This window comes from Gammaproteobacteria bacterium (genome assembly GCA_029882975.1).
GTDB lineage: Bacteria > Pseudomonadota > Gammaproteobacteria > SZUA-152 > SZUA-152 > JAJDNG01.
In genome coordinates, this window is sequence record JAOUJW010000018.1 from 48,627 (window position 1) to 66,811 (window position 18,185).

General features: G+C 47.0%; 18 protein-coding genes. 7 read left to right on the forward strand and 11 right to left on the reverse strand.

Translation table 11 applies throughout. The annotated features are described in order from the left end of the window. Positions 1-143: 143 nt before the first annotated feature. Positions 144-1,115 carry a metallophosphoesterase gene (locus OEY58_13845; protein ID MDH5326534.1) on the forward strand — a complete coding sequence of 324 codons (972 nt, stop codon included), beginning with the start codon at positions 144-146 and terminating at the stop codon, positions 1,113-1,115. A gap of 14 nt (positions 1,116-1,129) precedes the next feature. Here the strand turns inward: OEY58_13845 and OEY58_13850 are convergent, their stop codons facing one another. From OEY58_13850 to OEY58_13860, 3 genes are read right to left on the reverse strand one after another with little or no spacing between them, the layout of a single operon-like run. Beyond that, a complete protein-coding gene (locus OEY58_13850; GenBank protein ID MDH5326535.1) occupies positions 1,130-1,609 on the reverse strand; it encodes a CDP-archaeol synthase in 480 nt (159 codons plus the stop codon). A 4-nt stretch (positions 1,610-1,613) separates the two neighbouring features. Further along, on the reverse strand, positions 1,614-2,045 hold the full coding sequence (locus OEY58_13855; protein MDH5326536.1) for a hypothetical protein: 432 nt from the start codon (positions 2,043-2,045) through the stop codon (positions 1,614-1,616). Positions 2,046-2,084: 39 nt separating this feature from the next. Further along, the gene (locus OEY58_13860) at positions 2,085-2,465 is read right to left on the reverse strand and encodes a DUF2384 domain-containing protein (protein MDH5326537.1); all 381 of its coding nucleotides are present in this window, start codon (positions 2,463-2,465) and stop codon (positions 2,085-2,087) included. Between the two features lie 237 nt (positions 2,466-2,702). Between OEY58_13860 and OEY58_13865 the strand changes: the two genes are divergently transcribed. Further along, positions 2,703-3,932 (forward strand): hypothetical protein, encoded by a 1,230-nt coding sequence (locus tag OEY58_13865; GenBank protein MDH5326538.1) that lies wholly within the window; start codon positions 2,703-2,705, stop codon positions 3,930-3,932. A gap of 1 nt (position 3,933) precedes the next feature. Here the strand turns inward: OEY58_13865 and OEY58_13870 are convergent, their stop codons facing one another. Beyond that, positions 3,934-4,221 (reverse strand): hypothetical protein, encoded by a 288-nt coding sequence (locus tag OEY58_13870; GenBank protein MDH5326539.1) that lies wholly within the window; start codon positions 4,219-4,221, stop codon positions 3,934-3,936. Between the two features lie 165 nt (positions 4,222-4,386). Here OEY58_13870 and mtgA point away from each other — a divergent pair, with 165 nt between their 5' ends. From mtgA to OEY58_13890, 4 genes are all read left to right on the forward strand, one after another. Further along, positions 4,387-5,103 (forward strand): monofunctional biosynthetic peptidoglycan transglycosylase, encoded by a 717-nt coding sequence (gene mtgA / locus OEY58_13875; protein MDH5326540.1) that lies wholly within the window; start codon positions 4,387-4,389, stop codon positions 5,101-5,103. Positions 5,104-5,275: 172 nt separating this feature from the next. After that, entirely contained in the window at positions 5,276-8,704 is a 3,429-nt protein-coding gene (locus OEY58_13880) for a hypothetical protein (protein ID MDH5326541.1), read from the forward strand. Positions 8,705-8,712: 8 nt separating this feature from the next. Next, positions 8,713-9,690, forward strand: coding sequence for a lipase family protein (locus OEY58_13885; protein MDH5326542.1), 978 nt, complete (start codon positions 8,713-8,715; stop codon positions 9,688-9,690). A 10-nt stretch (positions 9,691-9,700) separates the two neighbouring features. Further along, positions 9,701-10,027, forward strand: coding sequence for a thioredoxin family protein (locus tag OEY58_13890; GenBank protein MDH5326543.1), 327 nt, complete (start codon positions 9,701-9,703; stop codon positions 10,025-10,027). Between the two features lie 38 nt (positions 10,028-10,065). Here OEY58_13890 and OEY58_13895 read toward each other — a convergent pair whose 3' ends face one another. The 4 genes from OEY58_13895 to OEY58_13910 all read right to left on the reverse strand — a co-directional run bounded on the left by OEY58_13895 (position 10,066) and on the right by OEY58_13910 (position 13,942). Continuing rightward, entirely contained in the window at positions 10,066-10,629 is a 564-nt protein-coding gene (locus OEY58_13895; protein MDH5326544.1) for a chalcone isomerase family protein, read from the reverse strand. Between the two features lie 70 nt (positions 10,630-10,699). Next, entirely contained in the window at positions 10,700-11,881 is a 1,182-nt protein-coding gene (locus OEY58_13900) for a peptidylprolyl isomerase (GenBank protein ID MDH5326545.1), read from the reverse strand. A gap of 226 nt (positions 11,882-12,107) precedes the next feature. Beyond that, positions 12,108-13,190: a hypothetical protein gene (locus OEY58_13905; GenBank protein ID MDH5326546.1), complete on the reverse strand. Its 1,083-nt coding sequence runs from the start codon at positions 13,188-13,190 to the stop codon at positions 12,108-12,110. 221 nt (positions 13,191-13,411) lie between these two features. After that, complete coding sequence (locus OEY58_13910) at positions 13,412-13,942, reverse strand: NUDIX hydrolase (protein ID MDH5326547.1); 531 nt, start codon at positions 13,940-13,942, stop codon at positions 13,412-13,414. Positions 13,943-14,021: 79 nt separating this feature from the next. Between OEY58_13910 and OEY58_13915 the strand changes: the two genes are divergently transcribed. After that, complete coding sequence (locus OEY58_13915) at positions 14,022-14,183, forward strand: hypothetical protein (protein ID MDH5326548.1); 162 nt, start codon at positions 14,022-14,024, stop codon at positions 14,181-14,183. Between the two features lie 9 nt (positions 14,184-14,192). On the opposite strand, the gene OEY58_13920 is transcribed toward OEY58_13915, so the two are convergent. From OEY58_13920 to OEY58_13930, 3 genes are all read right to left on the reverse strand, one after another. Beyond that, positions 14,193-15,698, reverse strand: a complete 1,506-nt coding sequence (locus tag OEY58_13920; GenBank protein ID MDH5326549.1) for a type VI secretion system contractile sheath large subunit — start codon at positions 15,696-15,698, stop codon at positions 14,193-14,195. 292 nt (positions 15,699-15,990) lie between these two features. After that, entirely contained in the window at positions 15,991-16,830 is an 840-nt protein-coding gene (locus OEY58_13925; GenBank protein MDH5326550.1) for a tetratricopeptide repeat protein, read from the reverse strand. A 130-nt stretch (positions 16,831-16,960) separates the two neighbouring features. After that, positions 16,961-18,184, reverse strand: a complete 1,224-nt coding sequence (locus OEY58_13930) for a carotenoid 1,2-hydratase (GenBank protein MDH5326551.1) — start codon at positions 18,182-18,184, stop codon at positions 16,961-16,963. Position 18,185 lies beyond the last annotated feature (1 nt).

Here is an 18,185-nt window from a genome sequence, read left to right on the forward strand (position 1 = left end):
GGAAGCGATGCCACAACCTATCGACGTAACAAACCATTTGCACGGCACTGTTTCGGTGCAATGCCATTGAATTTAAAATGTTGAAACGTGTGATAAATGCGCATATCCTACAGCCCCATTGTTGTGCACCCTTATGATGCAAGATGCAAACTGAAAACCCGGCCATCTCATTGGACCAAGACTTAGCGGAAGATTTGCTCTATCTTGAAAAAAGATTGGGCAAAACCCATGCGAAACTGCGCCTGGGCATTGAAGTGGCCTCAGATCCCAGGGTATTTGGCGGCGGATTGAATTTTTTTCATCCGGAAAACTGGTATTCCACTCATGCGTTAATTCGCTATTGCTTGAAACTCTCCGGCTTGTATTGGCGCGGAGTGAAAAATGCTGCTAATTTCAAACTCAACCATAACACGTTCAAAATCCCTCATTTACCCCAAGGCTTGCAGGATTTCACGCTTTTGCATTTGAGCGATCTGCATGTGGACATGAATTTTGAAACCACACGTGAATTAGCCCGGCGAATCGCGTCTTTACAATATGATATCTGTGTGTTGACAGGAGATTATCGAGCCAACACATTTGGTTCCATTAAAGGCGCTATGGATGGAATGAAGATAATCATGGAAAGCATAAATGCCCCCGTCTATGGCGTATTGGGGAATCACGACAGCATTCGCATGGTTCCGCAACTGGAAAAAATGGGCATACACATGCTGTTAAACGAGACCGTGGCCATCGATCGAAACGACAGCCGTTTCTATCTGGCGGGTATTGACGATGCTCACTACTTTCGAGTCGACAACATGGAAAAAACTTTAAAAGAAATTCCCGAAGGCGACGTATCCTTGTTGTTAAGCCATACTCCGGAAATTTTCCGCCAAGCAGCGCACGCCGACTTCAATATCATGCTGTGTGGTCATACCCACGGTGGCCAAATATGCCTGCCCGGTGGTATACCAATCACCCTCGATGCCAAGTGCCCCCGTTATGTGGGCAAAGGCGACTGGCGCTATAAAAATCTGCAGGGTTACACGTCTGTTGGCGCCGGCACGTCCATTGTGAACGTACGCCTTAATTGTCGGCCGGAAATTACCCTTCATACTTTTTCCCGCTGAGTGGAACCGGCTGACTAATAGGGTTTATTGCGTATACGCCAACGATACAACCAACGCGACAAGAATATTTCCGCAAAGAAAAACCCGAATACTACCAGCGCTAACCCGGCGGGACTCAGTCCATAGTGGTACTGATAGGCCAAAGCCGGGAACAAACTTTCCGGAATCTGATCCAGCCCTGTGGCTTGCGCATGTACGGGTAATCCGACACGCCTTTTTATAAAACTGGAAAGCATATCCCCCACCATACACCAAAAGGCAATGACCCAACCGACTTGCATGGGCAAATTTATAACGACAGCTACCCATGGGGTGAGCAGCAAGGCACTGAGCAAACCGATTAAGGTTTTGGATGAACCCAACAAGGGCCGACCATCAATAAAACAGGCGTTACCATCCACGGGGTAACGAAAACGCCGCCCCAGTATTTTTCTAACCAGGATGGGGGCGCCATTAGCTACGCCAATTAGCAATAACAGTTTTAACTCCAACATCGGCTTACTTCAACATAGGAGAACGAGTTACACATTGATTAGCGACACAAACTGTGGCCGGTTTGTCCACGATAACACAAGCCCCCATACGAGCCATTTTCTTATTTAAAAAGCTATTAATTTGATTGTATTGACGAAGCAGCATTTGAAGGTTTTCAACATCGGTAGTTGCAGTGGAATAAACACGATAGTGCCCCACCCCCCCACAAGGATTGAACCCTTGAGCTACGGTTTTACACTGAGCATGGGATTCACATGCAGTGTGAATGCTTTTCCCTATTGCGGCAGCCAAACGACGTTCCCGGGCCGTAAGCTGGGAAATGGGTGTCGTCTGTAAAGCATCACTGTCGATCGGTTTTATTTGGACAGCACTGCCTTGAGTGCAGGCTTGACCAACCAGCATCAAAACCAATGACACACTCCGAATAATGCCCATAGAATATTCTAACCGCGGCAGCCCCACCGCATGATAACTTTATTCCTGCGTATCAATGGGTTGGACACTGATCTCCCAATCATAGGAGCAATCCAAGTGTACCCGAACTGAGACAATACCATTGAGACCATCCTGTAGCATAGCGGTCATGGGGGTTCGATTCCTGAAACGCTTATTGATTTTGTGCAACCAAAATGTACCCATTTGCTCGTTGAGTGGAAAACTGGTACGTAAGGCATCAGCAATACCAATAAGATGTTCCGCCCGTTTCAGCACTTCAGGATCATCAGGCAATGGGGTACCGTCAGAGTATTTGTGCAGTGATCGAGAACGTATCGATGCTGGAAATGCCAAAAGACTCAGTTTGTCACTATTGGACAAATTCCAATCATCCAGCAAATTCATCACCATTCGAGCCATTTGGCTACTTTCCGGTGGTTTTTCCGTCATGGTGTTTTAAAGAATCATCAAATTAAAACGATAAGTTATAACAGGCGGGCACGATTGGCAAATTTTCCGACTAAGCCGGTAGGGATGCTATTTCCAGCGTCAGGCCAAGCTATTGTTTTAATGGCGGTAATATGATTTGTGACTCGGGTCACGGAGATTGAAGAGCCGAAACCGTTATTATGTTTATCCCTCTATAGGCTAATGCCAATGCTGAAAAAACTGAATCAACGAATAAAAAACGCCATGAACGAACGGCTGTACCAATTCGCCACCCGGTTCGAGCGCCTGTATCAAATCCTGTCCATATCCTTGGCCGTAGTCGGTCATCTGTTTTTATACAGTTTTCCTCTGCTGGTCCTTGGAAGTTTATTATTGATTCTGAGCCAGAGTTTACCTCTTTCCATTCCGGCAATGATTACCATCGGAATTTGCTTGGGGATCATGGCATTCGGCATTTTCATAAGTTATCGAATAGCCACTATAAAATTCCAGACACCCGAAGGTCTTGCCATTGAACCGGGTAAAGCGCAAGAACTCTTTCAAGTGATTGCAGAAGTGGAAGACGCGTACAAGCTGGTGCAAGTGCACAAGCTGGTCATCTCCGATAGCTACAATATAGAATTACTGAAAACACCACGTAATGGTTTCCCGTATTTGTCCCATAACACCTTGGTCGTGGGTCTACCCTTGGCACAAACCTTATCGCCGGAGTACTTTGCTATTGCTGTACGGCGTAAGTTGATTCAATATTCCAAACGTCATAATCCCATTATCAACTGGGTCAACCAGCTACGCCATGTGTGGCCCTTATATGCCCGTGCTTTTAAAAAACGCGGAGCTGTTGGAGATCAATTGATCCACTGGTTTTTCAGCGGATTCAGTCGCTTCTATGAGTTTTTTACCCGCCGCTGCGTGCAATTGGACGAACTCCACGCTGACAAGGGCGCTCTGGACATGGTGAATGCCGAGGAATTACTGAAAACGATAGAGACCATGTTGATCAGTGAAACATTTCTGAATTCCAAATATTGGCCCAACGTACTGAACGCCGCGCGGAAAAACCCCAAAGCCGCCCCGCCACCGTTTAACAAAATATCTGAAATGGTGCGTAACACACTGGCGGGTATGGATAAATCCAAATGGCTCGTGATGCATTTAAGCAAAGAGGCAATGAAAATCCACAAAGGTACCAAAGCACCGTTTAAAGCCCGAATGGCCGAGCTGGGGTGTTCCAGCGTGGAGGAACCGGAAGTAATGAAACAATGTGCGGCTCAATACTACTTTGGAGAAAATTACCCGAAAATAGTCATGGTGATGAACAAACAATGGTTGACACGTGCTTTCCGGAGCGTGAAACCGGTAGTGCCACTGCAAAAACCGCCAACCAAGCAGACCAAGGTGGCTCCGGCAGCTGCATTGGCCGCCGGGAAAAAATAGTTCAGCAGTCGTCGTCTTGTTCCATCACTCCGGATTTCGGATTGAACCATTGGGTATTTATAAACATCATCGAACCTATACGTTCGAAATAAGCGTCCATTGCTCCAGCGATATCCTTATCACTTATTCCGTCATAGATAAACACCTGGCCTTCTCTCTCCAGAACCAAATCCTGCGTATCGGGATTCAGTAGACGTTGTTTTTGCCAATCCGCAGCCCAGGTATTGTAACTGGCAGTAAACAACACAGCTCCTGCAATAACGGCCACCCATTTGTTCCAATCGTTCACAACTTTTTCACCTCATTTCTGTCAAAAAACAACTTCCTTTTGTTCATAATGACACCAGCGCCGGCGTCAGAGTTTAGTCGAAATGAATCAGCCCGGCGCTGAGTCTCCGGTAAACTATTTGCATGGCAATGGAACGGAATCATAGAAAATGGGTATGTTGCGACCATGATAAAATCACTGTTTGACAAAGTAGATCGCTGGATCTTTTTCTCGAAAATCGGCGCTGTTCTCCTGCTGGCCCTGCTATTAGTGGAAACCGGGTTTGTGCTGGGCTTAATGCCTGACTGGGAGCAGTTTATTCATGGTCCGATTCAAAAATCCCGCATTATTATGGACTACGAATATTTGCAAACGCAAAACAAAGGCTGGCCGAGCTTGCAGTGGAATCCCATTCCACTATCGAAAATTCCAAAGACAATGCTTCGCTCCGTGGTAGTGGCAGAAGACAGCCGCTTCTATAAACACGATGGATTTGACGAGGAGGCATTTCAAAAAGCCATGGAATACAATTTACGCAAAGGACGCTTTGTCTATGGAGCCAGCACCATATCCCAGCAAACTGTGAAAAACCTTTTTCTAACCACTTCGAAATCACCGTTGCGAAAATTACACGAAGCCATTATTACTTGGGCTATGGAAAAAAACGTGGGTAAAAAGCGCATTTTGGAAATCTATTTGAACATTGCTGAGTTTGGGCGCGGAGTTTATGGTGTAGATGCAGCGGCAAGGTACTATTTTGGAAAACCCGCCGGAAAACTAACACAACAGGAAGCCATCGAGTTGGCCGCCACCCTACCCGCTCCGGTGAAACATAATCCGCGAACTCGTACGGCTTTTTTTAAAAAACATCGTGACAAAATTCAGCGAAATTTAGGTGTTTAATTCCGGCCCAGGGGAACATTACCTCAATTTGCACTGATCCACCTGTTTTCGGTATATTAAGGATCAAGGGGACGCATCAAGGTGGCTGTATCACAGACCATCGGATTTCTACACAACCGTGGCACATAATCTATACAATACAAAGAGTTAATGTGCCACTCGGGGGCACACTATGAAACTGTCACAGGGCCGGTTCGCGGTCGTATGCTATATCGCCACACTCTTTACCCTTAGCACATTGTCTACGCAAGCAGCCATTCTGAAGGTCAACAACAGCGATCTGGACTGCAATGACACGCGCACCGGTTTGCCGGCAGATACTCCCTATTGCAACGTAGCATCGGCGTTTACCGACGCGGTGGACGGTGATGAAATCCAGGTATCACCGGGCGTGTATCGTACCAATATCAGTTCAACCAAAGCCATTGTGATTACCGGAAGTGGCCCCGGAGCCACTGTATTGGATGGCGGTGACAGCACGCGTATTTTTTTGGCCAGTCAAAGTTTGACACTGTCCAATCTCAGTTTAACCAACGGCCACGCGAAATCTTCCGGTGCCGGTGGGGCTATTCGAATCTCCGGCACCACTCAGGTCGCCGTTCTCACTATCGACAATGTGGTGTTTTACAACAACCAAGCCACAATCGGTGGCGCCATCGCCACCGCCGGAAACAATGTCATAGTCAACATCAACAACAGCCAGTTTCAAAACAATAGTGCCACGCGTTTTGGCGGTGCGATTTATTACTACGGTGACAGCAACTCCACTCAAAGTTTGCAAATCAACAACAGCAGTTTCAGCAATAATCAAGTCACTGATAATAACCGAGCCAATCAAGGCGGCGGGGCTCTGTACAATATGGGTAACGCCAGTGTGAGCAACACCACATTTAGTGGTAATAGCGCCAGCCATGGAACCGGACAAGTTAACGGTGGCGCCATCAACAATCAGGCCACCGGCATCTTAACGTTACACAGCAGTACAATAGCGGATAACCAAAGCACCATGGGCACTGGCGGAATATACAACCTGGGCAATCTCACTTTGAGCAATTCCATCTTAGCCAATAATTCGGTTAACGCCAGTCCAGCCAATTGCAACAGCATCAGTTCCGCCGGTTATAATCTTATTGGTGATACCACCAATTGTACTCTCAACGGCAGTGACACCACTGACATCAGCAACGCCACTGCAGTCCAACTGGGCATAGGCCCTTTGGCAAACAATGGCGGCCCGGGACTCAGCCACGCTTTGAACAGCGGCAGTGCAGCCATCGACAGCGGCAGTTGTACACTATTGTACGATCAGCGCGGCGCTCAGCGCAGCGGCACCTGCGACCGTGGTGCTTATGAGGCTACAACAACGCCTGACATTCTCGTATATCCTGCCCAAGGTATCATTACCACTGAAGCAGGCCATACGGTGACCTTAAGTGTGGTTCTCAGCGCCCCACCCAGCGCCGTTGTTCAATTGAACATAGCCAGTTCCCTACCCAGTGAAATCTCAGTTTCCCCCACAACCCTGACGTTTACCAGCACCAATTGGAATACCGTACAAACGCTCTCGTTGTCAGGTCAGACCGATAATCTCACGGATGCTGACCAACCCGTACAAATTAGTCTAAGTGATGGCGCCTTATCCGCCTCTGTCACGGCTACTAACTGGAACGTCAATAATGTTGCCTCACCGGGATTTACAATTAGAGCGCCGGATCAATTGATCACGACGGAACAAAGCCAGACGGCACATTTTTTTATAAAACTCACCAGCCGACCCACTATTGGAACGCAGGTGGCAATAACTGCCCGCATCACCGGCATTAATGCCGACGAAGCATCCATTTCCGTCACCCTGCCCATAATATTTAACGCTGACAACTGGAACTTCGAACAACCCATCAGCGTCCAGGGCATAGACGATACTATTGTGGATGGCAATCAGGAATATCAACTGGAATTCTTACTGGAAACCGACAACACCCTAACCACCGATGCCATATACCAAAACGCAGGCATTGCTACTCAAAATTTCACTATGATTAATCTGGATAATGACCTGCCCAATGGTGAAACAATGGGCGTAACCGTTACCCAGCCGACAATAACGGAAACTTCTGAAAATGGAGCGGAAACATCCTTTCAGGTACAACTGAGGTCACAACCCACAGCCAATGTCACCTTAAACATGCTCAGCAACCTGCCTGGTGAAGGCAATATCAGCAATCCACCGTCGGCTCAGCTGATATTTACACCAACGAACTGGGCTTCACCACAAACTGTGACTGTAAGAGGTCAGGACGATAATTATGTTGACGGTAACAGACCCTACAGCATTCTGTTCGACAGCCCCCAATCTACCGATTTGGTTTACAGCCTCGCGGTTATCGATCGCATAGATTTAACCAATATTGATAATGAAACACCCGGCATGATGGTGACGGCAGGAACCGCCCTGATCACCAATGAAACCGGAAGTTCGGTGGACATCCAAGTGGAATTAACAAGCCCTCCCAGACCCGGCACTGTAGTTGTAGTCAGCACGAATTACGATACCACAGAGCATCAGGTATCGCCTGAAAGTATTACCTTCACTGACACGAACTGGGGCCAACAGACGTTCACCATAACCGGATTGGATGATGCGACTCGTGATGGGGATGTAGTGGATTCAATATCCGTTTTTGTCAGCAACACCAGCACCAACGGTCCCTATCATAACTCCGGTCTGCAAGAAACCGTATTGGTGACCAACATAGACAACGGATCAGTAGCCAACCCGGGCATTACGGTCACTGCCCCGGCGCAACTTCAAACCTCCGAGGATGGCACCACAGACACCTTTACGGTGGCATTACAAACCCAACCGGCGACCAACGTCGTCATCACGGTCCAAAGCTCCGATCCTACGGAAGGGACTGTGAACACGAATAACAGTCTTAACCTCACCTTTACACCAAGCAACTGGTCTACGCCACAAACCGTAACCATCACCGGAGCCAGTGATGGGGACAGTGTCGATGTCAACTATCAAATCCAATTTTTGGTTTCCGGTGATCCCAGCTACGCCGGTATGCAGGTCGCCCCGATCCCTGCGATCAATATCGATGTTTCGTCCGCGATCATTGTCACGCCTACCGGGGGTTTGGTCACCACCGAAGAGGGGGCGACAGCCACTATAGAAATTTTCCTCGAAAAAGCACCTTTGGGGGGTAATGTGTACATCGACGTTAGCAGTTCTGACATCACCGAGGCTCGTGTACTGGACAATGGCTCAGGCTCGTATGTCCAAACAACTCGCCTGACATTCAACCCCAGTAACTACAATACCCCCCAACAAGTCACGGTCAGAGGAGAAGATGATTTTAGTCCGGATGGTGATATCAGCTATCAAGTACAGATCTCATCCTCAAGCTCCAATGACAGCAGTTACGATCTCGGCAATGTACACTCCATTTCCGCCGTAAACCGGGACAATGAACCACCCCGCGGCGGTGACAGTGGCGGTGGGGCATTAAGCTTTGCCTGGTGTTTGCTTGTTTTGGCCAGTCTGTGGCGGCGGCGATTCAAAACGGATATACATTGCTGCAAAGCACCATGTTGAATTAGTCATTGAATACCTACAGGGAAATATTGGCGACGCAGGGTTGGCCGGACGTAAGACGGCAATTGCTGTGCATCGCTGCTGCGTTTGGCATCTTCAGTCAGGCGACGGCAACCCAGACACCCGACATGGCGCAGGTCTATCAGTTGGCGCGCTTTGCCAACGCGGCCTACGAAACCACTACTGAAATTAAACAGGTTTGCCGCGATAACGGATACCACTTGATACACACCGGCAGGGTTTTAAACGGCACCTTACGCTTTTTTATTGCAGAAAACCGTCATACCCGCTCTACCTTGATCGCCGTACGCGGCACGGATAATCTGGGCAATACCATCACCGATCTGGATGCCAAGTTAATTGAAAATGATCATATTCCCATTCGATCTCATCAAGGTTTTACCGAAGCGGCAGATGCCGTCTACGCGGCAATCGCCGGACGTTTAAATAAATCGTATTTCGTCTCAACTGTCGGTCACAGCTTGGGCGGCGCAGTGGCTGTGCTGCTATCCATGTACCTGGATCATGAGGGATTCAAAATACAACGTGTCACCACATTCGGACAACCCAAACTCAGTGATCGCAAAGCATCAAACCGATTCGCACATCTACCCATATTGCGACTGGTCACAGAAAAGGACATAGTGCCCTTAGTCCCCCCTGTGGATTTGAGTCAAGCCATGCAATGGGAGCTGGATATCTTCTGGCACCTGGGTGATGAAATTCTGCTATTGCCCGGCCCTTATTACACCCAAGTGACCGGCTTGGATGGAATCTTACGCAGTATTGATTTAATTAAAGAAAAACCGGGTAAAACGAATATAAATGCACACAGAATGGAGCAATACTTGCTCAACTTGCGCCAAAAAGTCCAATCTTCTGTGGAAGTTCCTTTTTCTCAACGCAAATCACCGCAACCCGGCAAGCAGAACCCATCTCAGAAAAATCTCCCTCAAAGCACCCTTCCACCAGAGTCGTGGATATAATCAGAAGCCTATGAAAAGTATTAATTTGGATGATTTTGAAACCCATGTAATTCAGGCTTCTTACGACAAACCCGTGTTGCTGGATTTATGGGCTCAGTGGTGCCCACCCTGTCTGGTGTTGGCTCCTATCTTAGATAGAGTGGCGCAACAATACTCCCAGTCGGTGGACTTTCTCAAAATGGATGTGGATGAAGAAGACAATATGAAAATCGCGGGCCGTTATCAGGTACGCGGATTTCCCACCGTATTGTTGATTCGTGACGGCGAAGAAAAAGAACGTTTTTACAGCAGTAAACCCGAAACCTTTATCACTGATTTTATAGAGCGTTGGCTGTGACGTTAAAATCGCCAACGCTGCCGCCGAATTACCCGGGTTTAATCCTGACCCAACATAGCTTCTTTGAGATTGCTATCTGCCGGACGATCACCCAGCCAAACTTTTAACAGCGCAGTGTAAAAATCCCTGCCCGGTATGGTACCGCGCAACTCATTGTTAAACGTCATGCGGGTTCCACTGTCAGGAATATAGTCCAACAGGATCACGTCTCCGGTTTTACTGTCGTTAAAAAAACTGTTGAAAGTTTGCAGGCGATCCTGTAGTGATTCGTAATCCTTGGAGCTATTATTTTTCTTGAAACCCTCGTCCCAAGCCGCCGTAATTTTTGCCGCTTCCAGATCTTTATACAATACGTGCATCACGACTCGCTTGCTATTGGCATTATCGAAAACGTCTTGCGGCTTTGCAGCACGTTCCGACAAATACAAAGCTCCGACATAAATACTAAAGAAAAATTTACTGCGTATACCCGCGCCGTTTAAGACCAGTTTACTGCCCTGCACAGAAACCGATTCCGGAAACACTACACCGGATATTTCTCTGGCAGAACATACAGACGTCGTAAAAAGGAATACTAAGATCATTGCCCATGGTGTTTTCATACGAGACTCCTTATTGTTATATTATTACTTTGTTCTTGTTCTGCCCGCGCTAAAGCGCTGGAGTTAAATTTTAGTTATTTTTTTCAAACCGGCTCATAAGCTGAAACAAACCAAACGCAGCCATGAATAGCAAAGCAGCCACCCAAGAATTATCGTGGCCTACAGGAACAAATATCAATAACAAAATAAAAGAGCTGATCAAAACATTAACCAGCAACAGCGACAACAAACGGTTTTTCGAAATACGCTTAAATAGAAAGAAACCCAATACGCCCACCGCAATCATCACCACCGCTAAAATAGCAATCAGACTGATCAGTGGGTTTTCCAAAGAATAGTCCAAGGGGTTAGCCGCTTTTAACGCCTGGGTAGCTGCCGCAATTTCATTCTGATCACCTATTTTTTCAGGAGGATCAAAAGGATATTTTGCATAATGAGCAACAAGATCAGTCAGCACATAAGCTCTATCGACCTGGATTCGTTTTTTGGGTCGATTTTGATCGTCAATACGCCCTCCCAGCATTTTATTAACCACCGAGCCACCACTCTCCAAATGTCCGAAAATGGTGTATGCACCATCCAAATGCGGTGCATCTCCCAACATAATACAAAAAGAACTCGAAGCGCTGTTGACGTTGTTATCCCAACGCGCCATGGTAAGCTTACCTTTTCGGTGTTTAATTTGGCTGAACTCACCAGGAATTTGTTTGATCAACTGCCGCTGAGATACGCTCAGCGGTGTACTACGACTCTCCACTTGAGATAACTGAATCAGAAAACCCGGCTCGATACGAAAAAAATCAGTCGTATCGTACATTCCCGCTCGCACCATGTTAAGTATGTGTGTTACATGCTGAGGTGCAACATCGGGATACAAAGCCAACAGCAAGGGACCATAATTGGTAGACAGCACAATGTATTGATTGGATACCTTGGGATTTTGCGGATCCGCAACACCGGTTTCCTGCCACTGTGTCAGCACCGTTTGGCTGGTGGTTTTCGCGGCGTTTTGATCCCCTGGACTGGCGCTTTGTGCATTTAAACTCTGTGAATTTGTACTCTGTGAATTTGTACTCTGTGAATTTGTACTCTTTGCGCTCGTACTTTGATCATTTTGTTTTTCGATACTCAGAGCCTTGTCATACTCCACCGCTTGCGGGGACACACTTGCAACAATGCAATACAGCATCGCAAGTAAGAGCACTGGTAATTTCACTACAACGGCATGCTGTTTAAGCGCTGGTAAACTCAATCTATGCTCCCCCGAACAATTTGGAATCTTTGATTTATCCCCGGATGAGCGGAGATGGGATCGGATTGCTTAGTTACGAGACGACAAGATTCCGCATCCATGCTCATATTCCATAAACCCGAGAGTAAAAACACAGGGAACATCGTGAATATTCCAACGTTTTGCAACAAAGTAATTAACGATTCTGTTCTCATAAAGGTCATTCACGGAGTTAATGAGAAATTCCTCAGGTAGGATTCAACTTGGCATCACCCGATTCTCCGGTTACATCGGTCAACTGCATTTTCAGTGGATGCGACACGGTTCTATTTTGCAGTTTCCATATCACGCCATCAACAAAGAAATGATGTATTTGTACCGCAGCAGAGGTAACGGCGATTGCGAAAAAAGTGGTAGTTCCAAACACCCCACCTATTTTGGGAAACAAATAAAACAAAGCAATACCGCCCAGGACATTAATAGCATACCAGCGACTGGTTTCCAGGATAGCGTATGTTCTGGATGGTTTGATCTGTTTTAGATCCATTTTCTCTTTCAGCTGTATGCCCCATGCGATCAACATATATTGCAAGCTGTGGAACAAGGGTACAAATTCCTGAAAGGATGGCATGTACACAGCTTGTATAAACCAAAGATATTGGGTGACTGCCGGAAGTAACACAATGGGTGGAATCATACGCTTGTTTTTACGAACCCAAAAGATGACAGCCACTACAAACAATACCATGGCAACCCACATTCCCACTTCCATGGTATCTGCCAGCCACTGCGGTACGGAAAAACTGGGGTACTTAACCCCGTAATAATCATAACCGTCACGACTGACTTCAGCACGCACAGTAGAGAGCAAATAACTCAACAGAATGAAACTGATGAATACCCGGCGTTCGAACGCATTCAGCTTGATACCGGCACGCATGCAATACAGAAAGGTTATCCCAATGGTTTGTCCGCTGTAGTGGTACGGTGACCACAACATGAACAACTTAACAAAATAAGGTGCAACCAAGGTAGGATAGGCAAAAGATAGTAATAAGCCGCCCAAAACAACAAAAGGTATCACATAAGCCGTCACCGGATATTGTTCAATATTGGCTTTGGATTGATACAAACGGTAGGTGGACATTGAAAAGTGAGGCCAGTTTATAAACCATTGCAGAATAATGGCCAGGGTGATCACCTGTGGCGTGCGCGCATCTGTGTAAAACAACCAAAAAGCAACAAACAGCAGGAAAGATGAACCCCCTATACAGAAAAAATCCACCCACTTGTTTACAAAATAGAGCGAATGATTCGCTTTGGCTGTCATAGTCAGTTTCCGCTACTTTTTCACTTTTGGTCTAATAACAACATCACGTAGCTCTTAACGCTCCCATGTGCAACGTAGGCCTGATCAACCTATGTGCCACTGAGTTACGCGATTAGTAGTGTTTGCATTACCCCTGCGTATAACACCTAAGTAAGGCCTTAGTGTATCACGGCTTTACAGATAAAGTTATATGGATTCTCGCTATAAAAGCTTTTCTTTTTCTATATTTGCGCAAGACCAGGATAAATTTTAACCAGAGCCCGAAATAATCCTACCACCGATTTTGCATCACTAATATCCCCCGCCTCGGCCATGCGCCAAGCCTCTTGCATATTTATCCAGTGCACTTGAAACACTTCACTGGGCTCGGGTTGTGCCGTAGAGAAGTGTAAATCCCCTGCCAAATATAGATGTACTTTTTCTGTAAACACACCGGGTGAGCTGATGCAGTACCCCAACGACTGCCACTGAGTAGCAAGAACACCGGTCTCCTCCGTCAACTCCCGTTTTGCCGTATTCAGAGGGTCTTCCATGTGATCAATCTTACCTGCCGGCAATTCCCACAACCACTCATCCATAACACAACGGAATTGTTTCAAGAGGCAAACTTGTTTTTTGTCATTGACCGCCACCACGGCGGCCCCACCGGGGTGATGTACAATTTCCATTTCAAACTCATGCCCATTGGGTAAAACGGTGGTTTGCGTCGTCACATTAACCACTTGACCTTCATAGATTATTTTTTGCCCCATCGAAGTCTCCGGTAAAGTTTTACGGGCAGTATCCGACTATAACAAAAGCACCTCCAGCAACCCTAGCGATGAGTACTTTATGTTTATTGATGCCATTAAACACCGACTTCGCCGTAAGGACGAAGATTTAACCCGCTTACAGGAAATCGAAGCGCAAGCACAACGCTTTGAACAGCACGTGCTTGAAGCCATGCAGTCCATTGCTGACGAGGAAGAAGAAACCGATCAGCCCGAAGATTGAGGCGGCGGTTCAGCCCCATTGTCCTTGGATGCTTGCCCCGGAACTGGATAAGGATTGATACCCCATCAAGCGAACCCCGTTGCGATTGCGATAACTCAACAAGGGTATAAAACCCAATTGCAGTAATTCCTGTCCTTCCCGTTCCGTTAAAAACACTTCGGCACAGGGTTTCATATGCGCTTCACCGTCGTGTTTATAGCTATGAAAGGGTAAATCGCCCAAGTCCAAACAGGCTTCGGGACGAAATTGCCAAGCCGCATTACTGAAGCCCTGCCCTAATAAAATGACGGCACCAAGCGCACCGTTTCCCCATAGATAGTCAGCGTGTTGTGGTAAACCCGAACGATCCCACTCCAGTTCCTCAAAGCGAAACTGTTCAATTTCCTCAGCGGATTGGCCATAAGGTGTGCGCAACAACAGACGAGGCAATATCAAGCCCAGATGTCGGGCATTTTCCTGTGAACGTAATGTCTGCCAAGCCTGCGCACAATGTAGATTACCTTGTTGTAGGCCGGACAACAAACTGGTTGCCGGGGCACTTAGGAACGGCCCGCCTGCCTGTTCGGACAACGCTGCCATTTTCTGTAACACTGCCATATCAACATCGTTATCCCCGAAATAATACAAACCGGCTAATAGTGCCCAGGGCTCGCCATCCAGGCGTTGCACCGCTTGCTCCACGAGCATGGAATAAAGCGGACAGTCCTGCAGCGAGTCAGAGGACAGTGACTGTGCCAAAGCGTTCTGGCTGAGATCTAACACATACAGTTTCAAATCCAAATTCAGTTCCAGACGGGTCACCGTCTCATACAAAGAGCGCCAGTTGGCTTCCAGGGCCTGAAATGCCCCATGATGCAAAATACAGCGCATGCGTTTGGCAACTTCTTCATCCAACAGGGTCAGCAAGCGTGGCAAATCCTGATCCGCTCCGGTTTCCACATGGGGTGAAATCACCTTCTGTAGAAACGAATCAATCTGGCTTTTGCGTGGTGAGATTTCCACTTTGTCGGTAGATAGAGTGGCGGGACGATCCTGTAAAAGCTGATCAAACAAGCCTCCCTCCCCAGCCGCCGTGTCCGCCTGTTGCACTGCCACAGCGGGTTCCGGCTCGATGAGCGCACCGTTAATTTCCCGATTCAGCATTTGTTGCAATTCGCTTGCGGCAGCTGCGAACCGGGGCGGATCCAATAGCCGCACCCGCAGCTCCCGCCAGGGTTTAAACAGATCCAGTTTCAAATACAATTGATCCGGATGAAAATCGTCCAGGTCATTGATTGTTATCTGTATATTTTCGCCAAAAGGAATGGGTAAGGTGATATTAAGCTGTGGTGATAAACTTTGGAGCACCGAATCAAAATTATCCAAATCCATGCAAATAGGTTTTAACTCCCTCTGACCATCTCCGTCAGCACTGAAATCCCCTAAAATTACTATGTTAAAACCGCCTTGTTGCTTTTTTGGCGTTTTCCCTTTAACACTTTGATAATCAAAGCTAAATTCCATTCTACCCGGCATCGCTGCACACTCCCCATCTTCTGCTACACTGACATTATCCGATAATCTGGAATAAACCTAAAGACACGGAGTGGTACGGTCGACATAAAAACTATTGACTATTTAATTGAATAGGAGAAAGTTATGCTATCTGTCACACTTTGGGTTGTCTTATTCATCATCTTCCTGGTGGCAATGCAACAGGAAGGACACTTCTAAATCCGATTTGAATCAGACGGTTGTTGTACTATTGTTGTACTGAGCGATTGTTGTACTGAGCGGTATTTCAGTCAACAATCGACTCGGATTAGTGTCAAGGATTGATGCGCTCCAATTTTTCTAGATAGGCCATGGCAAACTGGTGCTCAGTGTAATCCGTGGCACCGGTGGCTATTGCCTGCTGAAATAGGCGTTTGGCGTTGATCCGATCATTTTGCAAAAGATAATACTGCCCTAGATAGTAATAAGCTTCACACTTGTGACCGCGTTTCATCTCGGCTCCGGCCAACACTTTTACCAAATCCTCGGCCGTAACCTGATTCAAATACAAACGCAGCAAAGCGCCCGGCCAGGCATTCAAATCCAGCCCCTGCACCATTGAAGCCACCACGCTTTTGCTGGACGGATCTTGATACTTCTCACTTAAAACCAACCATAACATGCGATACATGTCACGGGGTTTAATCTGTAGATACAATAAAAAATCCTTTTGTGCCTGTTGATACCGCCCTAACAAAAAATACATCGCCCCGCGTGTGGCATAAACATGGCTGTTGTTGGGTTCTATTTTGCCCGCCATGTGTAAATCGTTAAATGCCAGTTTGTAGTTTTCCTGCTTGGCATACGCCAAAGCCCGGTCTATGTACGCCTGCGCAAAAGAACGGTCCAATTTGATGGCTGAGCCGAAGTCCGTAATAGCCAGTGCATACTGATTCAACGAAACGTAGTGGCGTCCACGTTCCCAATAGCGCTTCACTAAAGCACTACCTTGCAAACGTCCGGAATTAATCACTTTGGTATGGGAGGCGATCGTGTCATCTGCCGCTTGCACCGTCCATTTCAATATTCGCAGCGGCACCACCGCATGGGCCATACCGTTGAGCAACAGCGCAATGCAAACAACCATTGCCGAATTACCAATGAATTTTTTCATGCCTTATTTTTTACCGAATTTCAAAATTTAAGAACTCCGAATTAACCCGTTGGATGAGATATGAGAGCTTTTTTTCAGAGTTAAACAAAGTTTCAGTAAGTGTAAGTGTAGCAAAAAAGACTTATAAGAATTATTGCACTGGGGCTTGATACCCTGCCAACTCCACATAACCGTAGCCGGTGAGTTTTTTATTGGAATTCCCCTTATACTGATAGCCACTGATCTTGACTGCCCCTTCCCAGTATCGGAACACCAAATTATGTTCCTGATCTGCCACCAGGGGCTCAATGCTAAGTTCTAATTGATCTTTCGGTATGGTCAAGGTCCATGCGGACGGATACTTAATACCGGAGTGTGGGCTGACCCAATAATCTTTTACTTCCACCACCACATCTTCAGCGGGTAAAGTGCGATATTGTTCACCCAACCCCACCAAGGTTCCGCTGCTAAACTCGTCCGAAGTACCATCTTTACGGCGCAGTTTATAAAACATTATATCCCGACCGTCACTCAGTTGCAGAGAGAACCAGTCCCAACCCCGTTGATCCGCTTCCAGCGCCGACGTAGACCATTCCCGGTCATACCAGCTGTTTCCGGATACTTTGTAAGTGGTCCCGTTAGCGGCCAGGGTTCCCTGAGTGTCCAGGCGGGTTATGGAGTAGTAAAATGAGGCATTGCCTTGTTTTTTTCCTTTTTGACTCAATCCGTTAAAGCCATGCAATACTACGGGTTTTTCCGGCTTCAATAACAAGTCGATCTTAAGATCATTCTTGGAAGCAGTGACCTTTAGCGGAAACACACCATCCCCTTGAGACTCCACTCGCCAATCATCCAACCACAATTTTATACCCTTACTATCCTTAGCACTCCCCAGCGCTTGCGCACCAGCCAAGCCCAGTGCCTTACGGGAAAATTTTTCATAGCTGGAAAATTTATTGGCACTTACATCCGTTATGGCAAAATGTGCCATATAGAAATGATTGGCCCGCCAGTTTGAGGAATGAAACTTACTGCTGCCACTGCTGGACATATAGTCACTGCTGTAAATTTCCTGGCTATCGGGAATCAGGCCGAACCGAAACAAAGTCAGTTGATACCCAAAACGATGTCCTGCCTGAGACGAGAGGTTTCCGGTGAAATACCACCATTCATGTTTATACTCGGGATGAGCCAGATGATCATCCGGAAACTCAAACTTCTTGGTTCTGTGGACACGGGCAAATCCCCCACTGGAGTCCGCATTTAGTATATCGGCCACCTGTAGTACGCCGGCACCATCCTGACTCACGGTTTTTTTATCACAGGCGACAATCAAGAGCGCCACCAACACAGTTATTAGTATAGGACGGATCATG